The sequence below is a fragment of the Delftia sp. genome (assembly GCF_059499305.1).
In genome coordinates, this window is the sequence record NZ_JCABYI010000030.1 from 937,732 (window position 1) to 955,717 (window position 17,986).

A 17,986-nucleotide genomic window follows, 5' to 3' on the forward strand; every position below is an offset into this window, starting at 1 on the left:
CCAATGGAACAAATGGAACAATAGGCCCATGGAACCTGTACCCGACGCCACCGTCTACATCGTCGACGACGACACCGATGTCCGCGAAGCGCTGGCCTGGCTGCTGCGCTCGCGCCGCCTGCTCAGCGAATGCTATGACAGCGCAGAGGCCTTCGACGCCATGCTGCAGTCGCGCCCACCGCCACGCAATCCCTGCTGCCTGCTGCTGGACATGCGCATGGGCGGCATGAGCGGGCTGGCGCTGTTCAACCTCATGCTGGAACGCAACCAGATCGCAGGCATGCCCGTGATCTTCCTGACCGGCCATGCCGACGTGCCCACGGCCGTGGACACCGTCAAGCGCGGCGCCTTCGACTTCTGCGAGAAGCCTTTCTCGGACAATGCCCTCGTGGACCGCATCGAACAGGCGCTGGAACTGTCGGCCCAGCACCAGGCTGAAACCCGTGCGCGCGAAGCCGTGCGTGCACGCTTCAACGAGCTGACGGAGCGCGAGCGCGACGTGATGCGCCTGGTGGTCGAGGGCATTCCCAACAAGCTCATCGCCGACCAGCTGGACATCAGCGTGCGCACCGTCGAGGTCCACCGCGCGCGCGTCTTCGACAAGATGCAGGTCAAGTCGGCCGTTGAACTGGCCAACCTGCTGCGCACACACGGCTGACCCCTTCAGAAATACGTGGCAATCACGTCCACCACGTCATAGCGGTCATTGACGACGGCCAACTGCCGCCATTTGTCAAAGGTCAGGCAGGGGTGGGAGATGTCGAAGGCCAGCATGTCGCCTATGCGCAGGCCATCGTCCTCGGCCACCTTCAGGAAAGCATGCTGGTCCATCATGGCCGTGACCTCCCAATGGGGCGGTGTGGCCACCGGCGCGGCATCACCGGGGCGGTAGCGCAGCGCGGGCCGGGGCGGCACGGCCTCGAAGGCGGTATCGCGCTTGCCCAGCGCCACGATGGCGCGGCCGGGCTCGGGCAGCGACTGCACATAGGCCCAGACCTGCAGCGCAGGCTGCAGGCTGGCACGCATCTGCTGCGCCACGGGATTGGTCTGGTCGATGCGCCGCTGCGCTGCCTGGTAGATGCCCGCGTCATGCGTGAGATAGCAGCCCGGGCGCAGCACCAGATCCAGCGGACCGCCGATGTCGGCCTTGCCGAACTCCTGGGCCACCACGTCATACCAGGCCGAGCCGGCGCCAGTGAGCACGGCCGGGCTGCGCTGCAGCCGGCCCTCGCCCGCCAGCCGCTGGAGCCAGTCCACGGCCCGTCGCAGCAGGGTGCGGATGGGTTCTTCTTCCTTGAGCACGCCCTCGTAGACCTCGATCCCGGCCAGTCGCACGCCGGCACCGGCCCGGGCCAGCGCGTCCAGCAGCGGCTGCATCTGCGCATCGGAGCGAACGCCCGTGCGCCCGCCGGGCGGGCCCAGTTCGATCAGCACCTGCACGGACCGGCCCGCTGCGCCAAAAAAGGCGGCCAGCTGCTCGACCTGCTCGGCACAATCGACCAGGCAGAAGAACTCGAAGCCAGGATCGGCCAGCAGCTCGGCCACGGCCGCCATGTTGCGCCGGCCGATCAACTGGTTGGCCATGAGCACGCGGCGCACGCCATGGGCATGGGCCACGCACGTCTGCTGAGCGGTGGCCAGCGTGATGCCCCAGGCGCCCGCGTCGATCTGCTGGCGGAACAGGCGGGGCGCCATGGTCGTCTTTCCGTGGGGCGCGAGCTGGGCGCCGTAGGCATCCACAAAGCGCTGCATCCAGGCCAGGTTGTGCGACAGGCGCGACTGCGACAGCACGGCCACCGGCAAACTCAAGTCTTCCCGCAGCAGATTCCACCCCTGCGCGGCAGCGTCCTGCGGCGCGCAGGGGGCGGACAGCGCGCCCAGGCCCTTGTCGAGCGGGCTGACCACGTCGGCCGCGCCCGCTGTGCTTGCTTCACTCATACGACTCCCCATTGATGGATGGGAGCCAGCATAGGGCAATGCCGGTGCCCGCCCACGCAAAAACGCCCCGCGTTGCGGGGCGTTGCATCTGGCACAGAGCCCGGGTCAGCGGGGCTGCTGGTACTGCGGCTGCTGTTGATACTGAGGCTGCTGGTGCTGCTGCGGGATCTCGCCCACGAAGATCTCCACGCGGCGGTTCATGGCACGGCCGCTGGCCGAGTCGTTGGAAGCCACGGGCTGGTGCGAGCCACGGCCTTCGGTGGCGATGCGGGCGCCCGAGACGCCGCGCATGGTCAGGTAGTTGCGCGTGCTGTTGGCGCGGTCCAGCGACAGCGGATTGTTGATGGCGTCAGAGCCGGTGCTGTCCGTGTGGCCGATGATGCGCACCTCGGCATTGGGGTTGTTGCGCAGGCCCTCGGCGAAGCGGTCCAGGATGGGAGCGAAGTTGCCCTTGATGTCGGAACGGTTGGTATCGAACGAGATGTCGCTGGGAATGTCGAGCTTGAGCTGGTTGTCAGCCGTCTGGCTCACGTTCACGCCCGTACCCTGGGTGGCCTGCTCCATCTCGCGCTTTTGCTTTTCCATGTTCTGCGACCAGATGTAGGTACCCAGTGCACCCACGCCAGCGCCGATCACGGCACCCGTGCCGGCCCTGCCGCCGGTGACGGCGCCCAGCACGGCGCCGGCTGCAGCGCCCACGCCAGCGCCCGTGGCCGTGCGGCGCTGGGTGTCGCTCATGTTCGCGCAGCCGGAGATGAACAGTGCGGCCGCCGTTGCGGCGGCCAGAACGATGTGCTTGCGCATTGGAAACTCCTTTTGAATCTTGGGAACGCACCGTGCGGTAGCGCCAGGGTCCCCATTGTGGAAAGCAGGCTGCGCACAGCCTATCAGTGCGGGCAGGGCATACCCGTAGGACGGCGCCCGCTCCGCGAGGCTGCCTCCACGGCCGTCACGGGCCGCTGCGATCCTGCCCGGGAGAGGGTTTGTCTGGAGACGGATGCGAATCCCGTGGCGTGTCCACGGGCAACTCGCCCTTGCGGCGTCCGGAGAACATGGTCCACCACACAATAGCGACCAGAATCACCAAGGCCAGCAGTGCTTCGAGCAAAATCAACCCCATGAATTTCCACCTCCTGCGCCATGCCGCGATGGCGCTGATTGTAGGGACGCTGGTCGCCTGCACGACCACCACCAAGCCGGTCTACGACCCCTCGCCCGTACCCGATCTGCAGCCGGGCGGCTCTCCCGCCGTCACGCCCAGGCCCCCGCTGGTCACCAACACGCCCACCAAGAGCCGCTGGATCGCGGCCGACTGGAGCGAACTGCCCGGCCTGCAGGAGGACGCGCTGCACGAAGCCTGGAATGCCTGGCTCAAGAACTGCGAACGACCCAGTTCGGTCTTCGCAGGCCTGTGCCGCGATGTGCGCCAGCTGAGCATCGCCACGGGCGACGAGCAGCGCGCCTGGCTCATGGCCAATCTGCAACCCTACCGCATCGAGGCGCTGGGCGGCGGCCCGGACGGCATGCTGACCGCCTACTACGAGCCGCTGTTCGAGGCGCGGCGCCTGCCCGGCGACGGATTCAACGTGCCGCTGTACAAGACGCCGGCCGGCGCCGGCTTCGGCAGCCGCAAGCCCTGGTTCTCGCGCCAGCAGATCGAGACCCTGCCAGAGGCCCAGGCGGCCCTGGCAGGCCGCGCCATCGCCTGGCTGCGCGACCCGGTCGATGCGATGGTGCTGCACATCCAGGGATCGGGGCGCCTGAACATCACCGAGCCCACGGGCGCGCAACGCACGATCCGCGTCGCCTTTGCGGGCACCAATGACCAGCCCTACAAGAGCGTGGGCCGCTGGCTGCTGGACCAGGGACTGGTGCGCGACGCCACCTGGCCCGGCATCAGCGCCTGGGTGGCCGCCAACCCCGGCCGCGTCAATGAAATGCTGTGGAGCAACCCGCGCTACGTCTTCTTCCGTGAAGAGCCGCTGGAAGGCCTGGACCTGCAGTTCGGCCCCAAGGGCGCCCAGGGCGTGGCCCTGACGCCAGGCCGCTCCATCGCCGTGGACAAGCAGAGCATCCCCTACGGCACACCGGTCTGGCTGTCCACATCCGGGCCCACCGTGGCGCTGAACCGCCTGGTCTTCGCCCAGGACACGGGCAGCGCCATCGTCGGCGCCGTGCGCGCCGACTACTTCATGGGCTGGGGCCCCGAAGCCGGCGACCTGGCAGGCCGCATCAAGCAGAACCTGCGCCTGTGGGCCTTCTGGCCGCGCGCCCTGGCGAGCCAGGCACCGCACTTGAGGTGATTCCCTGAGCGGCTACGCCGCTTCCTCCTCTCTACTCGCTTCGCGAGGGAGGGAGAAGGCGCGCAGCGCCTCAGGGGGTATCGAAGTACCTCGTGACGCGCGGCGGTTCCTTGCCCTTGTGATACGCCAGCTTGCGGTCGCGCAGCGCCACGTCGGCGGCGGTGACGCGGTCGAAGCGGCGAAGGTGCTCGGTCCATGACTCGTCGATGATCTGCTCCACGTAGCGCTCCGGGTGGCTCATGCTGTGCAGCAGGCTCCAGCCCAGCGCACCCTGGCGCATGCGGCTGCGGCGGCTTTCCTGCATGAGGGCGCGGAAGGCCTCGGCCTGGGTGGGGTCGATCTGGTACTCGATGGTGACGACCACGCGGCCGGCTTCGGGGATGTTGACCTCGGGGCGCTGGAAGGCCTTGGAGGGGCTCAGGTCCTCCTCGATCTGGCGGTCGCGCACCAAGCGCTGCACCAGCAGCATGCAGGCCACGCCGCTGGCGGCGGCCACCATGAGGCTGCCGCGCACGCCCACCATGCTGGCCACCTGTCCCCAGAGCGCGGCGCCTGCCGCCGTGCCGCCCATGATGGACATCTGGTAGATGGACATGCCGCGCGCCCGCACCCAGTTGGGCAGGGCCATCTGGGCCGAAACGCCCAGCACGTTGGCCGTGGAGATCAGCGCCATGCCGGCCAGCATCATGGCCGGCACCGCCATGTAGACATTGGGCGACAAGGCCACGGCCAGCGTGGCCAGGGCATGCACGGCAGAGCCCGACCGGATCAGCCTTTCCTTGGACATGGCCTGGCGCAGGCGCGGCAGGAACATGGCGCCCACGATGGCGCCCGCACCCATGGAGGCCAGCAGCAGCGTGAAGGTCTCGGCGCCGCCCCCGCCTTCGGTCGGGCCGTGCAGGCGCTGTGCCACCAGGGGCAGCAGGGCCATCACCGCCGTGCACTGCAGGAAGAAACACACCGTGCGCGCCAGCACCGCATGCATGCGCGGCGACTCGCGCACGAACTGCAGGCCCACGCGCATGGCCGAGGGCAGGCGCTCGCGGCCCAGCGGGTTGGCCACGTGGCGGCGCTTCCAGCGGATCAGCACGATGCCCGAGATGACGGACAGCACGGCGTTCAGCACGAACACCCAGGCACTGCCCAGGCTGGCGATGATGGCGCCCGCCACCAGGGGGCCGATGATGCGCGAGGCGTTCATGGCCACCGCGTTCAGCGCCATGGCCGAGGGCAGGTGGTGCTTGGGCACGAGTTCGGGGATCAGCGCCGAGAACACGGGCCAGCGCATGGCCAGGCCGATGCCGTTGGCAAAGGTCAGCACCAGCAGCCAGTGCGCCGTCATCTGGCCCGACAGCACGAACAGGCACAGCACCAGGGCCACGGCCGCCACCCAGAACTGGGTGACGATGAAGTAGCGGCGCCGGTCCAGGATGTCGGCCAGCGCGCCGCTGGGCAGGCCCAGCAGGAAGACGGGCAGCGTGGAGGCCGATTGCACCAGGGCCACGAGCACGGGCGAGGTGGTCAGCGAGGTCATGAGCCAGGCCGCCGCCACATCGTTCATCCACATGCAGGTGTTGGCCGCCATCCAGATCAGCCAGAGCATGCGGAAGGTGGGGCCGGACAGCGGCGCCCAGACGCCCTGCTGGGCCTGGGCCGCCTTCTGGCCTTCGGCCTCGGCGGCCGCCCTGTCGGCAGCGGCCATGCCGGACGGGTCCTCGAGCAGGGTGCCCGGCGCCCCCGCGCCCGAGGGCTCGGCCGGGGGCTGGGTGGAAGGCTCGGTTTCTGAGGCGGGTGGCTGGGCGGGGTCTGGTGTTGATTGTTCTGCGGCCATGTGTCCCGATTCTCGGGCCAAACGCGGGGTGGCGCCAGAAATGGTTGCCTTACTAATAACCACGACCACCGCCTTGTACGACAACCGTTTTTCGCTCCTGTTACAGGAGCGCACTGTCGCTTCGGCGCGACCTTCATAGGCCAGTCCGCCGGCCTGCGGCTACTGGCCCGGCAGTCCCTGGCCCGCCATGGGTCCCAGCTGGGACAGCGGCAGCGCATGGCTGGACTTGATCTCGCCCAGCGAGAAACTGGTCTGCATGTCCTTCACGTTGGGCAGGTTCAGCAGCGTGTTGCGCGCGAACTGCGCAAAGCTGTCCAGGTCGCGCGCCACCACCTGCAGCTCGAAGGTGCCGGTGCCGCTGATGTAGTGGCAGGTGACCACCTCGGGCAGCTTGCGGATGGCGTCCTCCATCTCCAGCGTCAGCGTGCCGGCCGTGCGCACGGCATCGAGCCGCACGAAGGCCAGCACGCCCAGGCCGATCTTGTGGCGGTCGATGTCGGCGTGGTAGCCGCGGATGAAGCCCGCTTCTTCCAGCGCCCGCACGCGGCGCCAGCACGGCGCGGCCGACAGGCCCACGCGCTGGGCCAGCTCGGCATTGGTCAGGCGCGCGTCGGCCTGCAGGTGGCCGAGGATAGCAATGTCGAATTTGTCCAAAGTTTGCACAAAACACCATTTTCAAGAAAGATCCTTGCTCAGGATACTTGAAACAGCGCAAAGAAAGCAAAGACCTATCAGACGAGCACGAATACACTGAAAAAAGGCGATTTGGTTCAGACAACGAGTGCCGTGCATGCCTCTTTCCCGTTCCGGGCAGGACATGACAGGGCGCCGACCATCGATGGAGACAAGCCATGAATGCCCCACTGCCCGAAGACGTGCGCCGCGCCCTGGAGACGGTCACTCTCGACGACAAATACGCTCTGCAGCACGGCCGTGCGTTCATGAGCGGAGTACAGGCCCTTGTGCGCCTGCCCATGCTGCAGCGCCAGCGCGACGCTGCAGCGGGCCTGAACACCGCAGGCTTCATCAGCGGCTACCGGGGCTCCCCGCTGGGCGGCTATGACCAGGCGCTATGGGCGGCGAAAAAGCACCTCGAATCCAACAACATCGTCTTCCAGCCCGGCGTCAATGAAGAGCTGGGCGCCACGGCCGTCTGGGGCACGCAGCAACTGGATCTCTATCCCGAGACCAAGAAGTTCGACGGCGTCTTCGGCCTGTGGTACGGCAAGGGCCCGGGCGTGGACCGATGCTCCGACGTGTTCAAGCACGCCAACATGGCGGGCACGGCCCGGCACGGCGGCGTGATCGCGCTGGCCGGCGACGACCACATCAGCAAGAGCAGCACGGCCGCCCACCAGAGCGACCACATCTTCAAGGCCTGCGGCACGCCGGTGTTCTTTCCCAGCAATGTGCAGGACATCCTGGACATGGGCCTGCATGCCTTTGCCATGAGCCGCTTCTCGGGCCTGTGGTCGGGCATGAAGACCATCCAGGAGGTGGTCGAGTCCTCGGCGAGCGTCTCGGTGGAGCCGGACCGCGTGAACATCATCCTGCCCGAGGACTTCCAGATGCCGCCCGGCGGCCTGCACATCCGCTGGCCCGATGCGCCGCTGGAGCAGGAGCAGCGGCTGATGAACTACAAGTGGTATGCGGCCCTGGCCTATGTGCGCGCCAACCGGCTCAACCACAACGTGATCGAGGGCCCCAACGACCGCTTCGGCCTGATCGCCAGCGGAAAGGCCTACAACGACATGCGCCAGGCCCTGGCCGACCTGGGCCTGGACGACGACACCTGCCGCCAGCTGGGCATACGCGTGCACAAGGTCAACGTGGTCTGGCCGCTGGAGGCCACCATCACGCGCGACTTCGCGCGCGGCCTGCAGGAAATCCTGGTGGTGGAGGAAAAGCGCCAGGTCATCGAATACCAGATCAAGGAAGAGCTGTACAACTGGCGCTCCGACGTGCGGCCCAACGTGGTCGGCAAGTTCAGCGATGAGCACGGCGGCGAATGGTCGGTGCCCAATCCCAGCCAGGACTGGCTGCTGCGCCCCAATGCGGACCTGACGCCGGCCCTCATCGCGCGCGCCATCGTCCAGCGCCTGACCAAGATCGGCGTGCCCGAACACATCGCCCAGCGCATGCACGAGCGCATTGCCGTGCTGGACGCCCGCGAGGCCGCGCTCAAGGTGGCCCAGAGCCAGCCCACGGGCGACCGCGTGCCATGGTTTTGCAGCGGCTGCCCGCACAACACCAGCACCCGCGTGCCCGAGGGCAGCCGCGCCGTGGCCGGCATCGGCTGCCACTACATGACGGTGTGGATGGACCGCTCCACCAGCACCTTCACGCAGATGGGCGGCGAGGGCGTGACCTGGGTGGGCCAGGCGCCCTTCACCAAGGACGCCCATGTCTTCGCCAACCTGGGCGACGGCACCTACTTCCACAGCGGCCTGCTGGCGATACGCCAGAGCATCGCGGCCGGCGTGAACATCACCTACAAGCTGCTGTACAACGACGCCGTGGCCATGACGGGCGGCCAGCGTGTGGGCGAGCGGCCCGAGGGCCATTCGGTGCTGCAGATCATGAACAGCCTCAAGTCCGAAGGCGTGGCCAAACTGGTCATCGTCACCGACGAACCCGGCAAGTACGACGGCGTGCCGCTGGCCGAGGGCGTGACCGTGCACCACCGCGACGAGCTGGACCGCATCCAGCGCGAGTTCCGCGCCCTCAAGGGCTGCACGGCCATCATCTACGACCAGACCTGCGCCACCGAAAAGCGCCGCCGCCGCAAACGCGGCACGCTGGCCACGCCCGACAAGACCGTGGTCATCAACGAGCTGGTCTGCGAGGGCTGCGGCGACTGCTCGGTGCAGTCCAACTGCCTGTCGGTCGAGCCGGTGGAGACCGAGTTCGGCCGCAAGCGCCGCATCAACCAGAACACCTGCAACAAGGACTACTCCTGCGTGAAGGGCTTTTGCCCCAGCTTCGTCACCATCGAAGGCGGCCAGCTCAAGAAGCCCAAGAAGGAGAAGAAGGGCGACCTGTCCATGCTGCCCGCCATCCCGGAGCCCGTGCTGCCGGTGGCCGAGCAGGCCTGGGGCATTGTGGTGGCCGGTGTCGGCGGCACGGGGGTGATCACCATCGGCTCGCTGCTGGGCATGGCGGCCCACCTGGAGGGCAAGGGCGTGATCACCCAGGATGCGGCCGGCCTGGCGCAAAAGGGCGGCTCCACCTGGAGCCACATCCAGATCGCCAATCGTCCCGAGGCCATCTACACCACCAAGGTGGACATGGCCAAGGCCGACCTGGTGATCGGCTGCGACCCCATCGTCACGGCCACGCCGACCACCATGTCCGTGATGCAGCCGGGCCGCACCTTCGTGGCGCTCAACAGCCATGGCTCGCCCACGGCAGCCTTCGTCACCAACCCTGACTGGCAGGCACCGGACGACCGCTGCGCCAGCGCACTGGCCCAGGCCGTGGGCCCCGAGCTGCTGGGCAGCTTCGACGCCGAGCAGGTGGCCGTGCAGCTGCTGGGCGACAGCATCTACACCAACCCGCTGATCCTGGGCTACGCCTGGCAAAAGGGCCGCGTGCCGCTGTCGCATGCGGCGCTGATGCGTGCCATCGAACTCAACGGCGTGCAGGCCGACAACAACAAGGCCGCCTTCGAGTGGGGCCGCCGCTGCGCCCATGACCTGGCTGCCGTGCGCGCCCTGTTCCAGACGGCCCAGGTGATCCAGTTCGTCAAGAAGCCTTCGCTGACCGAGATGGTGGCCAAGCGCGTGGACTTCCTCACGGCCTACCAGAACGCCGCCTATGCGGCCGAGTACCAGGCCTTCGTGGACAAGGTCCATGCCGCCGAGCGCGCCGTGGCGGGCTCGGGTACGCGCCTGTCGCAAGCAGTGGCCCGCTATCTGTTCAAACTCATGGCCTACAAGGATGAGTACGAGGTCGCGCGCCTGCACACCGATGCGGCCTTCAGCCAGCGCATCGCCAGCATGTTCGAGGGCGACTACCGCGTGGTCCACCACCTGGCGCCGCCGTCGTCGGCCGCCAAGGACGAGCAGGGCCATCTGGTCAAGAAGTCCTACGGTCCCTGGATGCGCAAGGCCATGCAGGTGCTGGCGAAGATGAAGGGCCTGCGCGGCACGGCGCTGGACCCCTTCGGCCGCACGCAGGAGCGCCGCACCGAGCGCGCACTGATCCAGGAATACCGCCAGTGCATCGAAGGACTGCTGTCCGAGCTCACGCCCGAGCGCCTGGCGCTGGCCGTGGAGATCGCCAGCATTCCCGAGGACATCCGCGGCTACGGCCACGTCAAGGAGCGCAACCTGGCTGCGGCCCGCACCAAGTGGAAGGCGCTGATGGCACGCTGGAACGCCCCGTCACGGGGCGCAGGCAGCACGGGACAGCCCGCAGTCGGCGTGGCCTGAAACCACACGGACAGCCCCGCCACAGGGGCGTCCTGTAAGATCGCGGCCGCCGCCCGTACCGTGAGGTGCGGGCGGCGCGGTTGCCTCCGGGGCCGCTTCAAGTGCCGTCACGCCGGGCGCAAAAACCACGAAAAACCGCGCTCCGCCCCTTTAAAAACGGCAGATGGCCGCCAGTTGCAGCCATCGTCGCCGAAAAACCCGCAGCAGCCAGATCCTGGCAGCCCATGTGGGTCAGGGCTGACGCATACAATGCTCCGTTCTCCTGCGCGGGCCCGTGCATATCGGCGTGCGCAGCGACCCTTTTTCGACCTTCCAATCCTGGAGTCTTGCCCGTGTTTATTTCTTCCGCTTTTGCCCAGACCGCACCCGCAGCAGCAGCCTCCGGTGGCGACTTCATGTCGCAGTTGATGGGCATGGCGCCTCTGGCGCTGATGTTCGTGGTGCTGTACTTCGTGATGATCCGTCCGCAGATGAAGCGCCAGAAGGAGCATCGCTCCATGATCGAGGCACTGGCCAAGGGTGACGAAGTGGCAACGGCCGGCGGCATCATCGGCCGCGTGACGCGCATGTCCGAGCAATTCCTGCACATCGAGATCGCCTCGGGTGTGGAAGTCCAGATCCAGCGCAGCGCCGTCGTCCAGGTGCTGCCCAAGGACACGCTGAAGTAAGCGCTGTCCCTGTCTTGCGGGTGTGCGGACCGCGCAGGCGGCAGCACACCCTTTTGTGCGTTGCTGTCTACAAAGAGCGAAGAGCGCGATCATGAACCGATATCCGGTCTGGAAGTACGCGATCATCGTGATCGCGCTGCTGGTAGGGGTGCTCTACACCCTGCCCAATTTTTTCGGTGAGGCGCCTGCGGTGCAGGTCTCCTCGGCCAAGGCCACCATCAAGGTGGACAACGCCGTGCTGCAGAAAGTCGAAGAGGCCTTGAAGGCTGCCGATGTCAAGCCCGACGTCCTGTCCATCGAAGGCACCTCGGTGCGCGCGCGCTTCAACACGCCCGACGAGCAGCTCAAGGCCAAGGACGTGATCCAGAAGGCCCTGATCCCCGATGCCAACGACCCGGCCTACATCGTGGCCCTGAACCTGGTGTCGCGCTCGCCGCAATGGCTCACGGCCGTCGGCGCCAAGCCCATGTACCTGGGGCTGGATCTGCGCGGTGGCGTGCACTTCATGCTGCAAGTGGACATGGCCGCCGCCCTGACCAAGAAGGCCGACTCCTTTGCCGGCGACCTGCGCAGCTCGCTGCGCGACAAGAACATCCGCCACGGCGGCGTCTCGCGCAACGGCAACACCGTCGAGATCCGCGTGCGCGACGAAGCCATGCTCACGGCCGCGCGCAACCTGGTCTCCGACCAGTTCCCCGATCTGGCGGCCACCTCCGAGCCGGATGGCGCAGGCTTCAAGCTGCTGGCCTCCATCAAGCCCGAAGCCCTGCGCAAGGTGCAGGAGCAGGCGCTCAAGCAGAACATCGTCACCCTGCACAACCGTATCAACGAGCTGGGCGTGGCCGAGCCCGTGATCCAGCAGCAGGGCCTGGACCGCATCATCGTGCAACTGCCCGGCGTGCAGGACACGGCCAAGGCCAAGGACATCCTGGGCCGCACGGCCACGCTGGAAGTGCGCCTGGTCGACGAATCCTCCGAGGCGCGCGGCGCCGAACTGGGTTCGGGCCCCGTGCCCTTCGGCTCCGAGCGCTACCTGGACCGCAACGCCCAGGCCGTGATCGTGCAAAAGCAGGTCGTGCTGACCGGCGAGAACCTCACCGACGCACAGCCCGGCTTCGACAGCCAGACCCAGGAGCCCACGGTCAACCTGGTGCTGGATGCCAAGGGCGCACGCATCTTCAAGGACATCACGCGCGAGAACGTGGGCAAGCGCATGGCCATCATCCTGTTCGAAAAGGGCAAGGGCGAGGTCGTGACGGCTCCCGTGATCCGCACCGAGATCGGCGGCGGACGCGTGCAGATCTCGGGCCGCATGACCACGGCGGAAGCCAACGACACGGCCCTGCTGCTGCGCGCCGGCTCGCTGGCCGCGCCCATGGAGATCATCGAGGAATACACCATCGGCCCCAGCCTGGGCGCCGACAACATCAACCGCGGCATCCACTCCGTGGTCTGGGGCCTGGTGGCCATCGCGGCCTTCATGTGCGTGTACTACCTGCTGTTCGGCGTGATCTCCACGGTGGCGCTGTCGGTCAACGTGCTGCTGCTGTTGGCCATCCTGTCCATGCTGCAGGCCACGCTGACCCTGCCCGGCATCGCCGCCATGGCGCTGGCGCTGGGCGTGGCCATCGACTCCAACGTGCTGATCAACGAGCGCATCCGCGAGGAACTGCGCGGCGGCGCCTCGCCGCAGGCGGCCATCCATGCGGGCTACGAGAACGCCTGGCACACCATCCTGGACTCGAACGTGACCACGCTGATCGCGGGCCTGGCGCTGCTGGCCTTCGGCTCCGGCCCGGTGCGCGGTTTCGCCGTGGTGCACTGCATCGGCATCCTGACCAGCATGTTCTCGGCCGTGTTCTTCTCGCGCGGCCTGGTCAACCTCTGGTACGGCCGCCGCAAGAAGCTCAAGAGCATTTCCATCGGCCAGGTCTGGAAGCCTGAAGACACCAGCCAGCTGCGCTCGGTGACGGCCAAGGGATCCAGCGTCGCCGATTCCGGCGCCAACAACTGAAAGGGGGAAGACCATGGAGTTCTTCCGCATCCGCAAAGACATCCCCTTCATGAAGTACGCGTTGATCCTCAACGCGGTGTCCTTCATCACCTTCGCGCTGGCCGTGTTCTTCCTGCTCACCCGCGGCCTGCACCTGTCCGTGGAATTCACGGGCGGCACCGTGATGGAGGTGGCCTATACCCAGCCCGCCAACATCGCCAAGGTGCGCGACACGGTCGCCGGCCTCGGCTACGCCGATGTCACGGTCCAGAACTTCGGCACATCGCGCGACGTGATGATCCGCCTGCCCGTGCAAAAGGACGTGACCTCGGCCCAGCAAAGCGAGCAAGTACTCACGGCACTCAAGAAGGAAGACGCCGAAGTCACGCTGCGCCGCACCGAGTTCGTGGGCCCGCAGGTGGGTGACGAGCTCATGCACAACGGCCTGATGGCCCTGGGCTTCGTGGTGCTGGGCATCGTGATCTACCTGGCCATGCGCTTCGAGTGGAAGTTCGGCGTGGCCGCCGTGATCGCCAACCTGCACGACGTGATCATCATCCTGGGCTTCTTCGCGTTCTTCCAATGGGAGTTCTCGCTGTCGGTGCTGGCCGGCGTGCTGGCCGTGCTGGGCTACTCGGTCAACGAGTCGGTCGTGATCTTCGACCGTATCCGCGAAGCCTTCCGCAAGTTCCGCAAGCTCAGCACCACCGAGGTGATCGACCACGCCATCACCAGCACCATGAGCCGCACCATCATCACCCACGCCTCCACCGAGGCCATGGTGCTGTCCATGTTCTTCTTCGGCGGTCCCAGCCTGCACTACTTCGCGCTGGCGCTGACCATCGGCATCCTGTTCGGCATCTATTCCTCGGTCTTCGTGGCCGCCGCCATCGCCATGTGGCTGGGCGTCAAGCGCGAGGATCTGATCAAGGCGCCCAAGGCTTCCACGGACCCCAACGACCCCAACGCCGGCGCCACCGTGTAAGCGGATGTTTTAGCCCTGGACCGGCTTACACTCCCGGGCATGCCCTCCCTGCCCCACCCTTCCAACGTGCCTGCTGGCCCCCAGTCCTCCCTGGGCCAGCAGGCGCGTTTGCATTGGGTGCGAGGACTGTGCAAGGGCCTGCCCGGCGTGGCCCAGCAGCTGCTGGCGCAGATGGAGCAACAGGCCCAGGCCGTGGGCACGCAGCGCGAAATGCAGGAGCGGCGTGAAGCCTGGGGCAACTACCGCCAGCACCAGAACGCCTGGCTGAACGCCAGCATGCAGGCCCTGCAAGGCGCGCTGCAGCCGGCCAAAGCCGCGCCTGCCGCCGTGCCGCAGCGCGGCGCGCTGCAGTTCGAGTTGCTCAGCGACGATGTGGTGGAGAACAAGATCCTGGCCTCCCGCATGGCCCTGGCCATGGGAGAGACCGCAGCGCCGGCCTTCGACACGCTGCGTCTGCGCATGCAGTTCATCGAGGGCCGCGAGCTGCCCTCGGACGATATCCTGCGCACCGAAACCGTGTGCCGGCACCTGGTCGAGCAATGGCTGGCCACGGGCCTGCAGCGCGGTGATCTGCAGCGCGTGCTGGACCTGCTGCAGACGGCCCTGGCACCCGTGCTGGTGACCGAGTACCAGGCCGCCCATGTGCTGCTGGACGGCCAGGGCGTCACCCGCTCGCAGGACGTGGCCATGCGCGTGCGGCGCACCGAGGCAGGCAACTCCACGCGCGCCATGGGCCTGGGCCAGACCGCCGCGCCACCTGCTGCGGCCTCGCAGCATGCCACTGCATCACAGCATTCCTCGGCCTATGCGCCCACGCAGATGGGCGGCGTGCCCGGCGCTGCCGCCTACCCGCCCGACACTGCGGTGCCCCCCCATGGCCAGATGCCGGCGATGCCCGCCATGCCCGTAGGCCTGACAACCCTTTCGCGCGCACGCCACCGCGCCCAGGAAGTCGTGGGCCAGTTGCGCCGCCTGCTCATGCAGCCGGGCGTGGGCGTGCAGGGCCTGGTGCCCGGTGTGGGCGCAGGCATGCCCCAGGCGCCCGCATCGGCCGCGCTGACCCAGGCCTTGCTGGAGCAGCGCGTGGTGGCCCAGACGCAGTACCAGCAGATGCTGGCCCAGGGCCTCACCACGCTGCACATCGATGTCAGCCCGGCTGCCATCGGCCAGCTGGTCGGGCAGGTGCGCGAACGTTCGGCCGACCTCAAGCGCAAGGCCACCACCTCGGGCGAAAAGGCCACCATCGAGATCGTGGCCCTGATGTTCCAGGCCATCCTGACCGAGGACCGCATTCCGCCCTCGGTGCGGGTCTGGTTTGCCCGGCTGCAGGTGCCGGTGCTGCGCGTGGCACTGGCCGAGCCGGAATTCTTCAGCAACCTGCGCCATCCGGCCCGGCTGCTGATCGACCGCCTGGGCTCCTGCGTGATGGGATTCGACGCCTCCAGCATCAGCGGCAGCGCGCTGGAGTCCGAGATCCGGCGCATCGTCCAGGTCATCGAGCAATACCCCGAAACGGGCCAGAAAGTGTTCGTGCTGGTGCTGCGCGAGTTCGAGGATTTCCTGGCGCGCTACCTGACCCAGTCGCAGGACAAGGCCAAGATCGTCACCGTGGCCCAGCAGGTGGAGCAAAAGGAAACCCTGGCCATCCAATACACGATCGAGCTGCGCCACCTGCTCACCGACATGCCGGTGCGCAAGGAGATCCGCGAGTTCCTGTTCAAGACCTGGACCGAGGTGCTGGCCCTGGCCGCCGTGCGCCACGGCGCCAAGGACGCGCGCACCATGCGCTTCAAGCAGGCCGCCAGCGAACTGGTCTGGGCCGCCAGCGCCAAGCCCACGCGCCAGGAACGCTCGCGCGTGATCCAGACGCTGCCGACGCTTTTGCAGACCCTGCGCGAAGGACTGGCCCTGATCGGTGTCACGGGCGACGCCCAGTCCACGCGCATCAAGCTGGTCACCGACACGCTGGCCGAGGCCTTTGTCTCCAAGACCGCGACCATCGCCCCGGCCCGCATCGAGGCCATGGCGCAGCGGCTGGCCCATCTGGAGCAGTACATCAATGAAGACGGCATGCTCGACGAGGACATGCCGCTGTCGCCCGAGAACATCGAGATGATCCTGGGCGTGGACACGGCCGGCCTCAACGTCATCCCGAGCACCAACACGGCCGTGGAGCCGGTGATGCTGGAATGGGCGGCCTCTCTGGAGACGGGCCGCTGGTTCACCCTGGACCACAACGGCGCGCGCATCCAGGTGCAATACACCTGGCGCAGCCGCCGCAAGCAACTGCACCTGTTCGCCGCGCTCGATGGCACCTGCCACCTGCTGCAGCTGCGGCGCATGGCCTCCTACCTGCAGTCCGGACTGCTGGCCGTGCATGACGAGGAGGCGCTCACCGTGCGCGCGACGCGGGATGCGCTGCAGAAGATTCAGGCGAACCCTGAAAGGCTAAGCTCCTCCTGAGGCGCTACGCGCCTTCCCCCCGGGGCACGGCGCCTCTCTACCCGCTTCGCGGGGGAGGGGGACGATGCCATCGGCTAGGCGCCCCCACCGCGAGGCGGCTCTTGCTCGGCATCTCCCGCTTGGGGACGCGCCAGTTTTTGAGATCAGGCCTGGGCCAGGCGCTGGAACAGGCCGCCGGGCAGGCGTTCCACGCGGCCGTCCAGTTCCAGCTCCAGCAGGCGGGCCTGCAGGGCTGAGGCGTCCATGCCTGTGCGGTCCATGAGCTCGTCCAGCGACAGCGGGTCGTGGGCCAGGGCGCGCAGGGTGGCGTCGCTCTCAGGGTCCTGGGCGGACTGGAAAGCTGCCGCTGCCGGTACGGGCTTGGGAAGCGGCAGGCGCGCGGCCGTGCCCTGCAGCTCATCGAGCACGTCCTGTGCCGTTTCCACGAGCTTGGCGCCCTGGCGCAGCAGCGCATGGCAGCCGCGAGACTGGGGCGCGTGGATGGAGCCAGGAATGGCAAAGACTTCGCGGCCCTGTTCGCTGGCCAGCCTGGCCGTGATCAGCGAGCCCGACTGCAGGGCCGCCTCGACCACCAGCGTGCCCTGGGACAGGCCCGCGATGATGCGATTGCGCTGCGGAAAGTGCGCGGCCATGGGGCCGGTGCCCAGCGGATATTCGCTGACGATCAGCCCGTGGCTGGCCACTTCGCGGGCCAGGGCGGCATGGCGCCGCGGGTAGACCTGGTCCAGGCCCGTGCCGACGACGGCAATGGTGACGGGAGCAGCCAGTCCGCCCAGGCGTGGCGCCGCGCGCAGCGCGCCTTCATGGGCCGCGCCATCCACGCCCTGCGCCAGTCCGGAGACGATGCACAGGCCGGCCTCGGCCAGCGCCTGCGCCATGGCACGCGCGTTGGCCGCGCCCTGGACCGTCGGCCCGCGGCTGCCCACCATGGCCAGGGATTGGGGATAGGGGAACCAGGGCCCCGGCCCTGCCATGCAGCGCTTGCTGCCCTGCACATGCAGCAGCAGTGGCGGATCTTCCGTCTGCAGCAGCGCCTGCGGATATTGGGGGTGGCCCAGCACGAGCACGGCGTGCAATTGACCGGACGCGGGCTTGTCCAGCCATTGCGCCGTGGCCGCTACAAGCTGGCCCAGGCGCTGGGGCACGGTCTGCAGGGCATGGGCCTGAGCGGCGGTCACCAGTCCGTGCCAAGCGGACGGCGGGCCGCTCCAGATGTCCTGCGCACCACCGCAGGCCGCCAACAGACGCCGGGCCGTGGTGCGGCCCACGCCGGGCGTCAGCAGCAGCCGGAGCCAGGCAGAGAGTTCGTCAGGAGCCAACCGGTCCGTGGACTGCAGGGCGGCCGCCATGGCGCTGCCGGCAGGCCGTGGTG

Annotated in this window: 13 protein-coding genes; 7 read left to right on the forward strand and 6 right to left on the reverse strand. The window is 67.8% G+C overall.

Annotated elements, in window-relative coordinates; translation table 11 throughout:
* Positions 1-28 precede the first annotated feature (28 nt).
* Positions 29-658, forward strand: coding sequence for a response regulator transcription factor (locus tag AC5I49_RS20890; protein ID WP_012202778.1), 630 nt, complete (start codon positions 29-31; stop codon positions 656-658).
* Between the two features lie 5 nt (positions 659-663).
* On the opposite strand, the gene AC5I49_RS20895 is transcribed toward AC5I49_RS20890, so the two are convergent.
* The 3 genes from AC5I49_RS20895 to AC5I49_RS20905 form a co-directional block, all read right to left on the reverse strand.
* Positions 664-1,938, reverse strand: coding sequence for an amino acid deaminase (locus tag AC5I49_RS20895; RefSeq protein ID WP_047474560.1), 1,275 nt, complete (start codon positions 1,936-1,938; stop codon positions 664-666).
* A gap of 105 nt (positions 1,939-2,043) precedes the next feature.
* Positions 2,044-2,742 carry a YiaD family glycine zipper/OmpA-like lipoprotein gene (locus tag AC5I49_RS20900; protein WP_016454249.1) on the reverse strand — a complete coding sequence of 233 codons (699 nt, stop codon included), beginning with the start codon at positions 2,740-2,742 and terminating at the stop codon, positions 2,044-2,046.
* A 145-nt stretch (positions 2,743-2,887) separates the two neighbouring features.
* Complete coding sequence (locus AC5I49_RS20905; protein WP_016449371.1) at positions 2,888-3,058, reverse strand: hypothetical protein; 171 nt, start codon at positions 3,056-3,058, stop codon at positions 2,888-2,890.
* Between AC5I49_RS20905 and mltA the strand changes: the two genes are divergently transcribed.
* Positions 3,057-4,241 (forward strand): murein transglycosylase A, encoded by a 1,185-nt coding sequence (gene mltA, locus AC5I49_RS20910; protein WP_017404060.1) that lies wholly within the window; start codon positions 3,057-3,059, stop codon positions 4,239-4,241. The genes AC5I49_RS20905 and mltA overlap by 2 nt on opposite strands.
* A 70-nt stretch (positions 4,242-4,311) precedes the next feature.
* Here mltA and AC5I49_RS20915 read toward each other — a convergent pair whose 3' ends face one another.
* A complete protein-coding gene (locus AC5I49_RS20915) occupies positions 4,312-6,072 on the reverse strand; it encodes an MFS transporter (protein WP_495789831.1) in 1,761 nt (586 codons plus the stop codon).
* Between the two features lie 159 nt (positions 6,073-6,231).
* On the reverse strand, positions 6,232-6,735 hold the full coding sequence (locus tag AC5I49_RS20920; protein ID WP_016449368.1) for an Lrp/AsnC family transcriptional regulator: 504 nt from the start codon (positions 6,733-6,735) through the stop codon (positions 6,232-6,234).
* A 188-nt stretch (positions 6,736-6,923) separates the two neighbouring features.
* Between AC5I49_RS20920 and AC5I49_RS20925 the strand changes: the two genes are divergently transcribed.
* From AC5I49_RS20925 to AC5I49_RS20945, 5 genes are all read left to right on the forward strand, one after another.
* Positions 6,924-10,505, forward strand: a complete 3,582-nt coding sequence (locus AC5I49_RS20925) for an indolepyruvate ferredoxin oxidoreductase family protein (RefSeq protein WP_495789832.1) — start codon at positions 6,924-6,926, stop codon at positions 10,503-10,505.
* 332 nt (positions 10,506-10,837) lie between these two features.
* Complete coding sequence (gene yajC / locus AC5I49_RS20930; RefSeq protein ID WP_016449366.1) at positions 10,838-11,173, forward strand: preprotein translocase subunit YajC; 336 nt, start codon at positions 10,838-10,840, stop codon at positions 11,171-11,173.
* A 91-nt stretch (positions 11,174-11,264) separates the two neighbouring features.
* Complete coding sequence (gene secD, locus AC5I49_RS20935) at positions 11,265-13,187, forward strand: protein translocase subunit SecD (RefSeq protein ID WP_016454252.1); 1,923 nt, start codon at positions 11,265-11,267, stop codon at positions 13,185-13,187.
* A gap of 13 nt (positions 13,188-13,200) precedes the next feature.
* Positions 13,201-14,151: a protein translocase subunit SecF gene (gene secF, locus AC5I49_RS20940; RefSeq protein ID WP_016449364.1), complete on the forward strand. Its 951-nt coding sequence runs from the start codon at positions 13,201-13,203 to the stop codon at positions 14,149-14,151.
* A gap of 39 nt (positions 14,152-14,190) precedes the next feature.
* Positions 14,191-16,614 carry a DUF1631 family protein gene (locus AC5I49_RS20945; protein WP_495789833.1) on the forward strand — a complete coding sequence of 808 codons (2,424 nt, stop codon included), beginning with the start codon at positions 14,191-14,193 and terminating at the stop codon, positions 16,612-16,614.
* Positions 16,615-16,757: 143 nt separating this feature from the next.
* Here AC5I49_RS20945 and dprA read toward each other — a convergent pair whose 3' ends face one another.
* Positions 16,758-17,963, reverse strand: a complete 1,206-nt coding sequence (dprA, locus tag AC5I49_RS20950; RefSeq protein WP_495789834.1) for a DNA-processing protein DprA — start codon at positions 17,961-17,963, stop codon at positions 16,758-16,760.
* Between the last annotated feature and the right edge of the window lie 23 nt (positions 17,964-17,986).

Bases quoted from the DNA above. Each gene is read 5' to 3' on its own strand.
- AC5I49_RS20890 (WP_012202778.1), top strand. From the start codon at position 29: ATGGAACCTGTACCCGACGCCACCGTCTACATCGTCGACGACGACACC.
- AC5I49_RS20895 (WP_047474560.1), bottom strand. From the start codon at position 1,938: ATGAGTGAAGCAAGCACAGCGGGCGCGGCCGACGTGGTCAGCCCGCTC.
- AC5I49_RS20900 (WP_016454249.1), bottom strand. From the start codon at position 2,742: ATGCGCAAGCACATCGTTCTGGCCGCCGCAACGGCGGCCGCACTGTTC.
- mltA (WP_017404060.1), top strand. From the start codon at position 3,057: ATGAATTTCCACCTCCTGCGCCATGCCGCGATGGCGCTGATTGTAGGG.
- AC5I49_RS20905 (WP_016449371.1), bottom strand. From the start codon at position 3,058: ATGGGGTTGATTTTGCTCGAAGCACTGCTGGCCTTGGTGATTCTGGTC.
- AC5I49_RS20915 (WP_495789831.1), bottom strand. From the start codon at position 6,072: ATGGCCGCAGAACAATCAACACCAGACCCCGCCCAGCCACCCGCCTCA.
- AC5I49_RS20925 (WP_495789832.1), top strand. From the start codon at position 6,924: ATGAATGCCCCACTGCCCGAAGACGTGCGCCGCGCCCTGGAGACGGTC.
- secD (WP_016454252.1), top strand. From the start codon at position 11,265: ATGAACCGATATCCGGTCTGGAAGTACGCGATCATCGTGATCGCGCTG.
- secF (WP_016449364.1), top strand. From the start codon at position 13,201: ATGGAGTTCTTCCGCATCCGCAAAGACATCCCCTTCATGAAGTACGCG.
- AC5I49_RS20945 (WP_495789833.1), top strand. From the start codon at position 14,191: ATGCCCTCCCTGCCCCACCCTTCCAACGTGCCTGCTGGCCCCCAGTCC.
- dprA (WP_495789834.1), bottom strand. From the start codon at position 17,963: ATGGCGGCCGCCCTGCAGTCCACGGACCGGTTGGCTCCTGACGAACTC.